Origin of the sequence: Stenotrophomonas sp. SBJS02, assembly GCF_020428325.2 — a bacterium.
In the GTDB taxonomy this organism is placed as follows: domain Bacteria; phylum Pseudomonadota; class Gammaproteobacteria; order Xanthomonadales; family Xanthomonadaceae; genus Stenotrophomonas; species Stenotrophomonas africana.
In genome coordinates, this window is record NZ_CP109812.1 from 3583119 (window position 1) to 3597972 (window position 14854).

Sequence of the window (14854 nt, forward strand, 5' to 3'; positions counted from 1 at the left end):
CCCTTTCCTGACGGATCCTTCGCCATGTCCCAGAACACCCCTTCCCTGCGTGAGCTCGAGCACCACAACGCGTTCGTCGAGCGCCACATCGGCCCCAACGACGCCGAGATCGCGCAGATGCTCGATGTCGTCGGCCACGCGTCGCTGGATGGCATGACCGATGCCATCGTACCGGCCAAGATCAAGTCGCCGGCGCCGCTGGCGCTGCCGGAGTCGATGACCGAAGTACAGGCGCTGGCGAAGATCCGTGCGATCGCCGACAAGAACACCGTGCTGCGCAGCTTCATCGGCCAGGGCTACTACGGCACCCACACGCCGAACGTGATCCTGCGCAACATCCTGGAAAACCCGGCCTGGTACACCGCCTACACGCCGTACCAGGCGGAAATCTCGCAGGGCCGCATGGAAGCGCTGATCAACTTCCAGACCCTGTGCGCCGACCTGACCGGCATGGAAATCGCCAACGCCTCGCTGCTGGACGAAGCCACTGCCGCCGCTGAAGCGATGACCCTGGCCAAGCGTTCGGCCAAGTCGAAATCGGACACCTTCTTCGTGCACGACGCCGTGCACCCGCAGACGCTGGAGCTGCTGCGCACGCGCGCCGAGCCCATGGGCATCGTGCTGCGCGTCGGCACCCCGGCTGAAGCACTGGAAGCGGAAGCGTTCGGCCTGCTGCTGCAGTACCCGGATACCTTCGGCCAGGTGGGCGACTACAAGGCGCTGGTCGATGCCGTGCACGCACGTGGCGGCCTGGTGGCCGTGGCCACCGACCTGCTGGCACTGACCCTGCTGGCCGCCCCAGGCGAATGGGGCGCGGACATCGTGGTCGGCAACAGCCAGCGTTTCGGCGTGCCGTTCGGCTTCGGCGGTCCGCACGCGGCCTTCATGGCCTGCCGTGACGCCTACAAGCGCTCGATGCCGGGCCGCCTGATCGGCGTCTCGATCGACGCTCAGGGCAACCCGGCCTACCGCCTCACCCTGCAGACCCGCGAGCAGCACATCCGCCGCGAGAAGGCCACCTCCAACATCTGTACCGCGCAGGTCCTGCTGGCCGTGATGGCCTCGATGTACGCCGTGTACCACGGCCCGGAAGGCCTGACCCGCATCGCCCGCCGCACCCACCGCCTGGCCTCGATCCTGGCCGCCGCGCTGCGCAACGCCGGCGTCCAGGTCGGTGGCGACTTCTTCGACACCCTGCATGTCACCGGCGTGCATGCCGATGAAATCCATGCCAAGGCGCGCGCCGCCGGTTACAACCTGCGCGCGATCGACAGCGACTCGGTCGGCATCAGCCTGGACGAGACCGCCACCCGCGCCGACGTGGTCGCGCTGGCTGCCGTGTTCGGCGCGCAGGCCGACGTCGACGCGCTGGATGCAAGCACCGCCGACGCGCTGCCGGCCGGCCTGCTGCGCCAGTCCGCGTTCCTCACCCACCCCGTGTTCAACACCCACCACAGCGAGCACGAGCTGCTGCGCTACCTGCGCTCGCTGGCCGACAAGGACCTGGCGATGGACCGCACGATGATCCCGCTGGGCTCGTGCACCATGAAGCTCAACGCCACCGCCGAGATGATCCCGGTGACCTGGCCGGAGTTCTCGCAGATCCACCCGCTGGTGCCGGCCGACCAGGCGCTGGGCTACAAGGAACTGATCGACACGCTGGAAGCGATGCTGGTCGAATGCACCGGCTACGACGCCGTCAGCCTGCAGCCGAACTCCGGCGCGCAGGGCGAGTACGCCGGCCTGCTGGCGATCCGTGCCTATCACCGTTCGCGCGGTGAGGAACATCGCGACATCTGCCTGATTCCGGATTCGGCGCACGGCACCAACCCGGCCTCGGCGCAGATGTGCGGCATGAAGGTCGTGGTGACCAAGACCGACGCCAACGGCAATGTCGATGTGGAAGACATCCGCCTCAACGCCGAGAAGTACAGCGACCGTCTGGCCGCGATCATGATGACCTACCCGTCCACGCACGGCGTGTTCGAGGAAGAGGTGGTGGAGATCTGCGAGATCATCCACAAGCACGGCGGCCAGGTGTACACCGACGGTGCCAACATGAACGCCCTGGTCGGCGTGGCCAAGCCGGGCAAGTGGGGTTCGGACGTTTCGCACCTGAACCTGCACAAGACCTTCTGCATCCCGCACGGCGGTGGCGGCCCGGGCGTCGGTCCGTGCGCGGTCAAGGAGCACCTGGCGCCGTTCCTGCCGGGCAAGCTGGGGGACAACGGCCCGGTCGGCATGGTCAGCGCGGCCAGCTTCGGCAGCGCCTCGATCCTGCCGATCAGCTGGATGTACATCGCGATGATGGGCCGCGACGGCCTGCGCAAGGCCACTCAGGTTGCGCAGCTCAACGCCAACTACATCGCCAAGCGCCTGGCCCCGCACTTCAAGACCCTGTACACCGGCCGCAACGGTCTGGTGGCGCACGAGTGCATCCTCGACGTGCGCCCGCTGGAGAAGACCAGCGGCATCGGCGCCGAGGACGTGGCCAAGCGCCTGATCGACTTCGGCTTCCATGCCCCGACCCTGAGCTTCCCGGTGGCCGGCACGCTGATGGTCGAACCGACCGAGAGCGAATCGCTGCACGAGCTGGATCGCTTCATCGACGCGATGATCCAGATCCGCGAGGAGATCACCGCGATCGAAGACGGCCGCCTGGACCGCGAGGACAACCCGCTGAAGAACGCGCCGCATACCGCCACTGCGGTGACCGCCAGCGAGTGGACCCACGCCTACCCGCGTGAACTGGCCGCCTTCCCGCTGGCCAGCCTGAAGCAGAGCAAGTACTGGCCGCCGGTGGCGCGTGTCGACAACGTGTACGGCGACAAGAACGTGATGTGCGCCTGCATCCCGGTCGATGCCTACAAGGATGATGAAGTCGAGGCTTGATTCCTCGCTGCATCGGTAAAGAGAACGGCCCGCGCAAGCGGGCCGTTTTCATGAGGGTGTGCGGACCAAGGCCACACCCACAACATTCCGGTCACGGGTCCGGCATCTGCCCCAGGCTCAACTGCCACGACACCCCGAAGCGATCCTGCACCCAGCCGTAGCGGTTGCTGAAGTCGTAGTCGCCCACCGGCATCAGCCAGTGGCCGCCCTCGCCCAGCACACGCGCGGCACGCTCGAACTGTTCGGCGCCGGAACACTCCACGAACAGCGAGATCGACGGGCTGAAGGTGAAGTCGTGCACGTCCAGGCTGTCGAAGCACAGGTAGTGGGTGCCACCCAGCAGGAAGATGGCCTGGCGGACCTGCCCGGGCACGCCGGCACCGGCGCCATCCGGATGGCGCTGCATTGCCAGCAGGCGGAAATCGGCGAAGGCCTCGGCGTACAGGGCCAGCGCGGCTTCGGCCTGGCCGGTGAACATCAGGAAAGGGCGACTGCGCAGCATGCGGTACTCCTGGTCGACGGGCCGATGACGGCCTGCCTGCACAGTGCCACGCGGAGTGTGTGCCTGTTGTAGAGCCGAGCCCATGCTCGGCTGGCGACCGCGCAAACAGCAGCCGACCGTAGGGTCGGCTCTACAGAATTACGCCTCGCGCATGCGCCTTGCGATGGCGCTGCTGGCGGCGATAGTGGCCGTCAGCGCCACCATCGACAGGAACTGCAGGCGGGTGTGCGACTCGCTCAGCAGCAGGCCGAAGATCAGCGCCAGGATGCCCAGCGCGCAGCAGGTCAGCCACGGGAAGCCCGCCATGCGGAACGGCAGGCGGGTGCCCAGGCGATCCGCGCGGCGGCGCAGTACCAGCTGCGAGACCAGCGACAGCGTCCAAACCAGCAGGCAGGTGGAACCGACGATGTTCAGCAGCACCGGCAGCACCCGGTCCGGGAACAGCAGTTCCATCACGGTGGCAGCGAAACCGAACAGGACGCTGGCCAGCACGGCGATCACCGGTACCTGGCGCGGATCGGTCCAGCCCAGCACGGCCGGGGCTTCACGTCGCTGCGCCAGCGAATACATCATGCGTGAGGCGCCGTAGAGGTTGGCATTGAGCGCCGACAGCAGCGCGATTACCGCGATCAGGGTGATGGCGGTGCCGGCGCCCGGAATGCGCGCGATGTCCAGCACGGCGGCGAATGGCGACTTCAGCGCTTCGCTGGTCCACGGCACCACGGCGATGATCACGCTCAGCGAGCCGATGTAGAACACCAGGATACGCCACGCCACGGTGCGGATGGCACGGGCGATGCTGCGTTCCGGGTCTTCGGTCTCCGCCGCCGCAACGGCCACGATCTCGGTGCCACCGAAGGCAAAAACGACAACCAGCAGCGCAGCGCCAATACCCGCCAGGCCCTTCGGGGCGAAGCCACCATGCTCGGTGAAGTTGCTCAGCCCCGGCGAGGTCACCTGCGGGAGCCAACCCATCAGCAGCGCCACACCGATGGCGATGAACGCCAGGATCGCCGCCACTTTAAGGATGGCGAACCAGAATTCGAACTCGCCGAAGTTCTTCACCCCAAGCAGGTTGATCGCGGTGAAGAACAGCATGAAGGCCAACGCTGCCATCGGCACCGGCACCGCAGGCCAGACCGTGGCCAACAGCCCGGCCGCGCCTACCGCTTCGGCGGCGATCACGATCACCAGCTGCACCCACCACAGCCAGCCTACGGTGGCACCGGCGGTGGCGCCCATGGCGTCGGCCGCATACACCGAGAACGCGCCGCTGGTCGGTTTGGCCGCCGCCATCTCGCCCAGTGCGTTCATCACGATGATCACCAGCGCACCGGCCACCAGGTACGACACCAGCACCGCCGGACCGGCCGCCTGCACACCCACGCCCGAGCCGAGGAACAGGCCGGCGCCGATGGCGCTGCCCAGGCCCATCATGATCAGCTGGCGGGGCTTGAGCGAATGTCCGAGGCGGGACGGCGAAGCAGTCGGAATCGAGTTGGGCATCGGCAGGGCTGGCGGCGGGCTACAGGGGCGACACCTTACCCTGTCCCATGCCCGCGGGGATAGGCACAGCGCAGCAGGCGGCTCAGGCCAGCACCGGCTCGCCGACGTTGCCACCGATACGGGCACGATAGGCACGCGGCGAGAAACCGGTTTCAGCCTTGAACTTGCGGGTGAAGGCGCTCTGGTCGCTGAAACCGCAGGCCTGGCCGATGCAGGCGATGCTGTCGTCGCCATGCAGCAGGTGCATGGCCATCTGGATCCGCAGCCGGGTCAGCACCTGCTGCGGGGTCATCTGGAACACCTTGCGGAAACTGCGCTCCAGCTTGGACAGCGAGAAGCCGGTGATGTCCAGCAGGGTCTGCATGCGCACGTTCTCGGCGTAGTGCGCATTGAGGTGGGCCAGGGCCAGCCGCAACTGCTCGTACTGGGTGCCCAGGCTGTCCTTCTGGCCAAGGTCGCGGGAAATGCCGATCAGCCCCTCGATGGCCCCATCGACCACCAGTGGGCGCTTGCAGGTCAGGCACCAGCCCGGTTCGCGGTTGGCGAACAGGTGCAGCTCCATCAGGTTCTCGATCACCTCACCGGACAGCACGCGGGCGTCCTGATCGACGTAGTCGGCGCTCAGCCCGGTCGGGTAGATCTCCGCCGCGGTACGCCCGATCACGTCCTTGCGGGCGCGCAGGCCCAGCCGCCGCAGCATGGTCTGGTTGACGTGGGTGTAACGCCCCTGAAGGTCCTTGATGAAGAACAGCACATCCGGGATGGCGTCGAACAGGGCTTCGATGTCGGCAGGCTCGACTCGCATGCCGCAAGCATACCCGAGCCCGCTTTTGCCTGTACGTTCACCTTTGCCGGACCTGGGTTTAACGGGGCTGGTTCCAGTGTCGTGGTTCCTTTTTGATGATCCGGAGCCAACGTCAATGGCCGCCAGCAAGCCGACCGGCAAGCGCGCAACCACCCCTGCCGAAAACCACCGCCGGGGCGATGGCGATGAACTCCACCAGCAGGCTGGGGGCAGCCATCCGGCGATGACCACCGACCAGGGCATCCCGGTGGCGGACAACCAGAACTCCCTGCGGCAGGGACCTCGGGGGCCGACGCTGCTGGAGGACTTCATCCTCCGCGAGAAGATCACCCACTTCGATCACGAACGCATTCCCGAGCGCATCGTGCACGCACGTGGCAGCGCAGCACATGGCTACTTCGAGCTGACCCGATCGCTGAAGGCGCACACCCGCGCTCGCGTCCTGACCGAGGTAGGCGTGAAGACACCCGTGTTCACCCGCTTCTCGACGGTAGCCGGTGGCGCAGGCTCGGTGGACACCCCGCGCGACGTGCGCGGCTTTGCGGTCAAGTTCTATACCAAGGAGGGCAACTGGGACCTGGTCGGCAACAACATCCCGGTATTCTTCATCCAGGACGCGATGAAGTTCCCGGACCTGGTGCACGCGGTGAAGATGGAACCGGACCGCGCCTTTCCGCAGGCCGCGTCGGCCCACGACACGTTCTGGGACTTCATTTCGCTCATGCCCGAATCAATGCACATGATCATGTGGGCAATGAGTGACCGCGCCATCCCGCGCTCGCTGCGCATGATCGAAGGCTTCGGCGTGCACAGTTTCCGCCTGCTGAACGAGGCGGGCGAATCGACCTTCGTCAAGTTCCACTGGCGGCCGAAGCTGGGTATCCAGTCAACGGTCTGGGACGAAGCGCTGAAGCTGCAGTCGGCCGACAACGACTTCCATCGCCGTGACCTGTTCGAGGCGATCCAGCGCGGCGATTTCCCCGAATGGGAACTGGCGGTGCAGCTGTTCACCGAAGATGAGGCTGACGCGTTCCCGTTCGATCACCTGGACCCGACCAAGATCATTCCCGAATCGCTGGTACCGTTGCAGGTCATCGGGCGCATGGTGCTGGACCGCTGGCCGGATAACTTCTTCGCCGAAACGGAGCAGGTTGCCTTCTGCCCGGCCAACGTGCCACCGGGTATCGACTTCAGCAACGACCCGCTGCTGCAGGGGCGCCTGTTCTCCTACCTGGATACACAGCTGCTGCGCCTCGGCGGCCCCAACTTCCACCAGATCCCGGTGAATGCACCCAAGTGCCCGTTTGCCAATCACCAGCGCGACGGGCATATGCAGATGCAGGTTCCCAAGGGCCGGGTGGCCTACGACCCCAGTTCGCTGCAGGAAGACACACCGCGCGAGACACCCAGCGGCTTCCGCAGTCACGCCAGTGCCGACGACGGCCGCAAGGGCCGCACCCGTGCGGAGAGTTTTGCCGACCACTACAGCCAGGCCCGCATGTTCTTCCGCAGCCTTGAAAAGCCGGAGCAGGCGCACCTTGCCTCGGCGCTGGTGTTCGAGTTGTCCAAGGTGGAAACGCTGAAGGTGCGGGTACGCACCGTCAGCCACCTGCGCAACATCGATGACTCACTGGCGCAGCGCGTGGCCGATGGTCTGGCCCTGCCCGCACTGCCCGACCCCGCGCCAACCGCTACCCCGGTGCGGGACATGCCGCCCGCTCCCGAGGTGCGCGTGATCGGGCGTAACAAGCCCACCCTGCAGGGTCGCTGCATCGGCATCCTGTTCGATGAAGGCTCCGACGCCCGCATCATTGCCAACCTGAGCAAGGCAGCCAGGAAAGCAGGTGCAGACGTGAAGCTGGTCGCCCCCAAAGTGGGGGGTGCCACGCTCAGCGATGGCGCGCTGCAGGCGGCGGATGGGCAGCTGGCGGGCACCCCGTCGGCCGTATTCGATGCGGTCGCCGTGGTGCTCAGCCTTGAAGCCGCGAAGGCCTTGTCGAAAGAGAGTGCAGCCGTCGAATTCGTCAGCCAGGCGTGGGCGCACCTGAAGGCCATCGCCAGCGATGCCGGTGGCCAGGCGCTGCTGAAGACGGCACGGGTCGGCAACGATGCCGGCATCGTCGAAGCGGAAGACGCCAAGGCCTTCCTGGCAGTCGCCGCCACCCGCCAATGGGCGCGTGAACCCAAGCTGCGCCTGCTGGCCTGACTACAACAACAGGAGAACTGTCATGCCCCGTGGTGACAAATCCGCATATACCGAGAAACAGAAGCGCCAGGCCGAGCACATCGAGGAAAGCGAGCGTGATCGCGGCGCCAGCGAAGGAACGGCCGAACGCATTGCCTGGGCCACCGTGAACAAGCAGGACGGCGGCGGCAAGCGCGCCGGCAGCGCACGCAAGGGCACCAAGAAGGCGACCAGCAAGAAGGCTGCCAAGAAGGCGCCTGCCAGGAAGTCGCCCACAAAGAAGGCCACAACCAAGACAACGGCAGCGAAAAAAGCACCTGCGAAGAAGGCGACAGCCAGGAAGGCGGCGGCAAAGAAGGCACCGGCCCGCAAGACAGCCGCAAAGAAGACAGCGGTCAAGAAGGCCGGTACGGCCGCCTCGCGTAGTGCTGCAGCGAAGAAGGCGGCGAAGACCCGTGCGGCGAAGAAGGCAGTGCGCAAGGTGGCGGCCAAGAAAGCCGCGCGTACCCGCGCGCGCGGCTGAGCCCTTCGATCAGGGCGACAGCGTCCTCATCCACGCGGCAACTTCGGTTGTCGCTGCACGAGTGCGTGCTTGCAGTCATGGACGCAGCCCTTCCAGCGAAATGCAGCCGCTGAGCGCGGCCGCATTCGTGCAGCAACGTTCGTGGCTTGGGTCAGGCTGCGCGACGCGGCACAGCCGGAACCGATGCACCTTCCACCTTGAACACCGACACCGACGTGGTCAGCGCATGCGCCTGCTCTTCCAGCGCGCGGCTGGCCGCGGTGGCTTCTTCCACCAGGGCGGCGTTCTGCTGGGTCACTTGGTCCATCTGCACCACCACCTGGTTGACCTGCTCGATGCCGGCGGCCTGTTCCTTGCTGGCCGCTGCGATGTCGCTCATCAGCTGAGTGGTGCGCGAACTGGCCTGGGCCACGCGCGCGATCGCCGCTTCCGATTCAACGGTCACCGCCAGGCCACTCTTCACCTTGGCAGCAGCGTCTTCGATCAGCTCCTTGATCTCCTTGGCGGCGACACCGGCACGCTGTGCGAGCGTGCGTACCTCGCTGGCGACCACGGCGAAACCGCGCCCCTGCTCGCCTGCACGTGCGGCTTCCACCGCAGCATTCAGCGCCAGGATGTTGGTCTGGAACGCGATGCCGTCGATCACCGTGGAGATTTCCGAGATGCGTGCCGAGGACTGATCGATCTCACCCATGACCGACGCCATCTGTGCCATCGCCTGTTCGGTCTCGCGCACGGCGGCACCGGCGGCATGCGCTTCACTGTCAGCCTGGCGCGCCAGCTCGGCGTTCTGACGCACGGTGGAGGTCAGTTCCTCCATCGATGCGGCGGCTTCTTCCAGATTGGCCGCCTGCTGCTCGGTACGGCGCGACAGGTCGTTGTTGCCGGCCGCCAGTTCCTGCGCCGCGTTGTTGATGCTGTCGGCGGCTACCTGGATGCCACGCACGATGCCGGTCAGCTGGGCGGTGGTGGTGTTGGCGTCGTCGCGCATGCGCGCGAACACGCCGTCGTACTCGCCATCCATGCGTGCGGTCAGGTCGCCGTGCGAGATCGCGCGCAGCACGTCGGAAACATCGGCGATGCTGGCCTGCGAACTGGCCATCATGCCGTTGAGGTGCTCGACCATCGCCTTGAACTGGTACTGGAACGCGGCGGCGTCGCCGCGCATGGTGAAGTCACCGGCGCGTGCAGCGCGGGCCAGCTCATCGATCTGCGCGTTGATCGCCATCAGGCTCTGCTTCACCGCCGCCAGGGTGCGGGTCAACGTGCCCTTTTCGCCCGGGTAGTCCGGCAGGTCGCGGCTGAGGTCACCGATGGCGTAACGCTGCATCACTTCAGCCATCAGCAGTTCCACCTGCACGTGCGATTCGACCAGGCTGTTGGTGGCCTGCACCATGCGGCCGAAATCGCCGGGGAAGGCACTGGCATCCATGCGATAACGGATTGCGCCGGCTTCGTGCTGTTCGGCCATCTGCAGCTGCGCGCCGATCGCCGCCTGCACGCTCTGGCGGACGCTGGCCATGGCCTCGCCCAGCTGGTCAGCTCGTCGCGGCCACCGAGGCGGAACTCCTGGTCCAGCTGGCCCTTGGACAGCCGCTCGGCAAGATTCACCGCGCGCGCCAGCGGGCCGGTCAGGCTGCGGCCGATCATCACCGAGGCGGCGATGCCCGCCAGCAGCGCGACGCCGCCCAACACCAGCAGCTGCAACAGGCTGCGCTCGCCCAGGCGGATCGCTTCGGCAGCAGCCTTGCGGCTTTCCTTTTCCTCGAAGTCCACGCCGTCCGACAACGCCTTGTTCCAGCCGTTGGCCGCGTCCTGCACCGGGCCCAGGGTCAGCGCCACGGCGCCCGGATAGTCGCCCTGCTCCATCAGCTCGCTGGTCTGCTTGTTGAGCGGGCGCGCGATGGCTCGCTTGGTGGCGATGGTTTCTGCAATGGCTTTGCCTTCGGCATCACCCGGAAGCGCCTGGTAGGCGGACCAGCTGGCCTCGTAGCGCTTGACCAGATCGGCAATGCGCTTCTCGTCGCTGCTGCGGTCGTCACCTTGGCGGATCAGCATCTCGCGGCGCACCACCATCATCTGGTTGTTGGCATCGAGCATCTGCGACAACAGGCGCACCTTGGCCACGCTGACGTCGACCACCTGCTGCATCGCGCGCTTCTGCACGACACTGGCGGTGGCGCCGGTGGCCACCACAGCGGCAACCAGCAGCAGCAACAGGCCAAAGCCCAGCCCAAGACGCCAGGCAACCCTGACGTTCCTCAAGTAGTTCATGGGGGTATCCAAAACGGGGGGATGCGCCCTTATCGGCGGCCCGGCAGGCAATCTTGATCGCCGCTCATCGATGGCGTCGGGCACCGTTCACCTTGGTGAGACTCCGGCCCGGCGGCATCTACGCCCGGGACCGGGCTGCTACGGGCATGGCTGCTCATGCGGGCGTCAGATCGCTTTCACGGTGGCTCTGCGCGGGCTGCAGGCAAGGTTGTGGCGCCATCTTCTGGAGATCCCAATGCCTTTACTTGTGTCCCGATCCGCCCTGCTCGCTTTGTCGCTCCTGGCATCGCCTGCGTTCGCGCAGGCGCCGCCGCCTGGACTGCCTGCCCCCATTGCCGAGAAGGCAGGACCGGACACCGCACCACGATCTGCCCTGCACGCCCAGGTGCTGCTGGATCGCGCGAATTTCTCGCCCGGCCAGATCGACGGCGAAGTGGGCAGCAACCAGCGGCGCGCAGTGTCGGGTTTCCAGGCGGCGCGTGGGCTGACGGTAACAGGTGAACTGGATGACGCGACCTGGAAGGCCCTGCAGGCTGATACGGTCACCCCCCTGGCCAGCTACACGCTGACCAGCGAGGATGTCGCCGGGCCGTTCCAGGCGGTGCCGAAGGGCCCCGCCGCACAGTCCAAACTGAAATCGCTGAGCTTCAACAACGTCGAAGAGTCGCTGGGCGAACGCTTCCACGCATCCCCTGAGCTGTTGAAGCTGCTCAATCCGGGCGTGGATCTGAGCAAGGCCGGCAACCACATCCAGGTGCCAAACATCGCACCGGCGGCATTGCCGAAGGCGACGAAGATCGTGGTCGATAAATCCGACTCCACCCTGCAGCTGCTGGATGCGCAGGGCAAGTTGATCGCGCAGGTGCCGGTGTCGTCCGGCAGCCAGCACGACCCGTTGCCGATCGGCGAATGGAAGATCCTGGGTGTTTACCGCGACCCGCCGTTCCACTACAACCCGAAGCTGTTCTGGGATGCCCGAAAAGGTGAAAAGAAGGCGACACTGGCGCCGGGCCCGAACAATCCGGTCGGCCGGGTCTGGATCGACCTGTCCAAGCCGCACTACGGCCTGCATGGCACGCCCGAGCCCGGCCATGTCGGCAAGACCGAGTCGCATGGCTGCGTGCGCATGACCAACTGGGATGCGCTGCGTGTGGCCGATGCGGTGGATACCTCGGTACCCGTGGTGATGCAGGAGTGAGCCGATGCGTCTTTCGCAGCTGATCGTAGTGGGCGTTCTGCTGGGGCTGAGTGCAGGCTGGTGGCTGCACCGCGATGCAGGTGAGCCGGTGGCGGTTGCCCAGCCCGCAGTGCAACCTGCGGTGGCTGCGGCTGCAACGCCGCGCGTGGACGGCCCGGCTCCCACGGCCGCGCCGCCGTCCAACGCCACCGATGCGCCAGCCGGTCTGCTGCTGCCGGTGCAGGGCATCCAGGCGTCCCAGCTGCGCGACACGTTCACCGATGCACGCAGCGAGGGCCGCGTGCACGATGCCATCGACATCATGGCCACCGCCGGCACGCCGGTGCTGGCGGTGGCCGATGGCACCGTGGAAAAACTGTTCAACAGCGAGCGTGGCGGGCTGACGATCTACCAGTTCGAGCCCAGTGGCCGCTGGTGCTACTACTACGCGCATCTGCAGCGCTACGCCGATGGCTTGGCGGAGAAGCAGGTGATCAAGCGCGGAGACGTCCTCGGCTATGTCGGCAGCACAGGCAACGCCAGTGCCGAGGCTCCGCATCTGCACTTTGAAGTGCACGTGCTGGGGCCGGAGAAGCAGTGGTGGAAGGGGGAATCGATCAATCCGTATCCATTGCTGGAATCGGCTGCTTCGACGCCCGACGCTGCCAGCGTCGCAAAGTGAAGGTGAATGCCGCCAGGGCAGCCCCGGGGATCAGCAGGAACAACGCCGCCACCTTCCAGAAGAAGAACGGCCACAGCCACAGGTAGTCCAGGTCGGTCAGCTTCAGCACGTCCATCGGCGGCAGCAGGTCCACCGAGGCCGCACGGCCGGCCAGCGCCGGGTCGACCTCCAGCACGGTCAGCCGCAGCGAGGAACGGCCACGCGGCAGTGCATCACCGCGGCCGTAGCCGAAGTACGACGCGGCGAACCTGTCTCGCTCGACCGATTCCAGTGCGCGGTGGATCTCTGGACCGGTCGTCGCCGAGCGGCTGTCCGCGCGGAACTCGGTGCGATCGGTCGGGGTGTCCGCGCGCAGGCGAAGCTCGGGATCGACCGCCGGATCGGCGCTGTCATCCGCATAGCGCAGGCGCAGTCGCAGCGGGTCGTCGATGAAGCGGTACACCGTGATCTCGGCGGTCGCGCCCGGCTGCAGCACCAACGGCAGGGTCTGCGTGCGCGAAGCCAGGTAATTGGCGAGCGCGCCCAGCACCAGCACGATGCAGGCCAGCGTCCACAGGCTCCACAGCAGCCACAGGGTCACCCGTACGACCGTCTCGCCCTTCATGCCGAAGTCTCCGTCATCGCTGCGCTTCCCCGCCGGCTGTGCCGCCACAGTATCGAAAACGAAAAAGCCCCGCTTTCGCGGGGCTCTTCCTGTCACCTACGCCGGGCAGCGCCCGGCGCTACCTCAGGCGAACGGATCCTGCAGGACCATGGTGTGGTCGCGGTCCGGGCCGGTGGAGACGATGCTGATCGGGCAACCGGCCAGTTCTTCCAGCGAACGCAGGTAGGCACGTGCGGCCGGCGGCAGGTCATCCCAGTTGGTGATGCCGTGAGTGTTCTCGGTCCAGCCCGGGAACTCCAGGTACACCGGGGTGCACTCTTCCCAGCCCTGCGCATCCAGCGGCGCGTACTCGGTGCGCTTGCCGTTGTATTCGTACGCGATGCAGACCTTCAGCTTTTCCATGCCGTCCAGCACGTCCAGCTTGGTGATGCACAGGCCGCTGATGCCGTTGATGGCCACGGCGCGCTTCAGCGCGACGATGTCCATCCAGCCGCAGCGACGCGGACGGCCGGTCGAAGCACCGTACTCGGCGCCGCGGTCACGGATGCCCTGGCCGACTTCGTCGTCCAGCTCGGTCGGGAACGGGCCGCCGCCGACGCGCGTGGCGTAGGCCTTGGCGATGCCCAGCACGTAGTCGATCGAATCGGCGCCGACGCCGGAACCGGCCAGCGCGCCACCGACGGTGGTGTTGGAGCTGGTGACGTACGGGTAGGTGCCGTGGTCGATGTCCAGCAGCGCGCCCTGCGCGCCTTCGAACAGCACGCGCTTACCCTGCTTGCGCAGGTCGTGCAGGATGCCGGCCACGTCGGACTTCATCGGCTGCACGTATTCGCCGAAGGCCAGTGCTTCGTCGAAGGTCTTCTGGAAATCGACCGCATCGGTGTTCAGATACTTGGTCAGCACGAAGTTGTGGTAATCCAGCGCGGTGCGCAGCAGCTCTTCCAGCTGCTTCGGATAATGCAGGTCGGCGATGCGGATGCCGCGGCGCGCCACCTTGTCTTCGTAGGCCGGGCCGATGCCACGGCCGGTGGTGCCGATTGCCTTGCCACCGGCAGCGCGCTCGCGCGCCTGGTCCAGGGCGATGTGGTACGGCATGATCAGCGGCGCGGCCGGGGAGATCTTCAGGCGCGAACGCACTTCCACGCCGGAGGCTTCCAGCTCGGCGATTTCCTTCTGCAGCGCGGCCGGCGAGATCACCACGCCGTTGCCGATCAGGCACAGCGCATCGTCACGCAGGATGCCCGACGGGATCAGGTGCAGGACGGTCTTCTTACCGTTGATGACCAGGGTGTGGCCGGCATTGTGGCCGCCCTGGAAGCGCACGACGGCGCCGATTTCCTCAGTGAGCAGATCGACGATCTTGCCCTTGCCTTCATCGCCCCACTGGGCACCAAGCACTACGACAGACTGACCCATGACGGGCTCCTCATATGTTGCGGCCATCGGGGCCGCGGACGGGTAAACCGTGGCGGGGCTGGCCAGCACCTGGAGGGCGGCTCCAAACGGGGAGCGGCCGGCGATGGAAGGCCCAGACACAGAAAAAGCCGAACGGGGAGGCCCGTCCGGCTTTTGTGCATTATCCGGGTTTCCAGGGTCGGGTGCCACCTTTCCGACGGACGGCTTCACCGGCCGGTCAGCCGCCCCGCCCGGTCGTGCCGGCCGCTGGCCGGCAATGCCAACCCAGGTTGGCATCTACCAGAGCCG

General features: G+C 66.5%; 10 protein-coding genes and 1 pseudogene. 5 read left to right on the top strand and 6 right to left on the bottom strand.

The window, feature by feature from the left end; genetic code table 11:
- The first annotated feature begins 24 nt into the window (after nt 1-24).
- Nucleotides 25-2892 carry an aminomethyl-transferring glycine dehydrogenase gene (gene gcvP / locus FQS62_RS16645; RefSeq protein WP_057499863.1) on the top strand — a complete coding sequence of 956 codons (2868 nt, stop codon included), beginning with the start codon at nt 25-27 and terminating at the stop codon, nt 2890-2892.
- Nucleotides 2893-2983: 91 nt separating this feature from the next.
- Here gcvP and FQS62_RS16650 read toward each other — a convergent pair whose 3' ends face one another.
- The 3 genes from FQS62_RS16650 to FQS62_RS16660 all read right to left on the bottom strand — a co-directional run bounded on the left by FQS62_RS16650 (nt 2984) and on the right by FQS62_RS16660 (nt 5705).
- The gene (locus tag FQS62_RS16650) at nt 2984-3394 is read right to left on the bottom strand and encodes a VOC family protein (RefSeq protein ID WP_005410627.1); all 411 of its coding nucleotides are present in this window, start codon (nt 3392-3394) and stop codon (nt 2984-2986) included.
- A gap of 138 nt (nt 3395-3532) precedes the next feature.
- Nucleotides 3533-4900, bottom strand: a complete 1368-nt coding sequence (locus tag FQS62_RS16655; protein WP_049444694.1) for an amino acid permease — start codon at nt 4898-4900, stop codon at nt 3533-3535.
- A gap of 82 nt (nt 4901-4982) precedes the next feature.
- Complete coding sequence (locus FQS62_RS16660; protein WP_208043552.1) at nt 4983-5705, bottom strand: helix-turn-helix transcriptional regulator; 723 nt, start codon at nt 5703-5705, stop codon at nt 4983-4985.
- Between the two features lie 115 nt (nt 5706-5820).
- Here FQS62_RS16660 and FQS62_RS16665 point away from each other — a divergent pair, with 115 nt between their 5' ends.
- Together FQS62_RS16665 and FQS62_RS16670 are read left to right on the top strand one after the other, a co-directional pair.
- The gene (locus tag FQS62_RS16665) at nt 5821-7911 is read left to right on the top strand and encodes a catalase (protein WP_088479609.1); all 2091 of its coding nucleotides are present in this window, start codon (nt 5821-5823) and stop codon (nt 7909-7911) included.
- 22 nt (nt 7912-7933) lie between these two features.
- Complete coding sequence (locus FQS62_RS16670) at nt 7934-8413, top strand: hypothetical protein (RefSeq protein ID WP_049444699.1); 480 nt, start codon at nt 7934-7936, stop codon at nt 8411-8413.
- 151 nt (nt 8414-8564) lie between these two features.
- Here FQS62_RS16670 and FQS62_RS16675 read toward each other — a convergent pair.
- Nucleotides 8565-10687, bottom strand: a pseudogene (locus FQS62_RS16675) (methyl-accepting chemotaxis protein).
- Between the two features lie 235 nt (nt 10688-10922).
- On the opposite strand from FQS62_RS16675, the gene FQS62_RS16680 reads away from it, so the two are divergent.
- Together FQS62_RS16680 and FQS62_RS16685 are read left to right on the top strand one after the other, a co-directional pair.
- The gene (locus FQS62_RS16680; RefSeq protein WP_208043553.1) at nt 10923-11885 is read left to right on the top strand and encodes a L,D-transpeptidase family protein; all 963 of its coding nucleotides are present in this window, start codon (nt 10923-10925) and stop codon (nt 11883-11885) included.
- Between the two features lie 4 nt (nt 11886-11889).
- Nucleotides 11890-12546: a M23 family metallopeptidase gene (locus FQS62_RS16685; protein ID WP_088479612.1), complete on the top strand. Its 657-nt coding sequence runs from the start codon at nt 11890-11892 to the stop codon at nt 12544-12546.
- Here FQS62_RS16685 and FQS62_RS16690 read toward each other — a convergent pair.
- Together FQS62_RS16690 and FQS62_RS16695 are read right to left on the bottom strand one after the other, a co-directional pair.
- A complete protein-coding gene (locus tag FQS62_RS16690) occupies nt 12482-13150 on the bottom strand; it encodes a hypothetical protein (RefSeq protein ID WP_088479613.1) in 669 nt (222 codons plus the stop codon). The genes FQS62_RS16685 and FQS62_RS16690 overlap by 65 nt on opposite strands.
- A 123-nt stretch (nt 13151-13273) precedes the next feature.
- Nucleotides 13274-14566, bottom strand: coding sequence for an adenylosuccinate synthase (locus FQS62_RS16695; protein ID WP_099589603.1), 1293 nt, complete (start codon nt 14564-14566; stop codon nt 13274-13276).
- Nucleotides 14567-14854 lie beyond the last annotated feature (288 nt).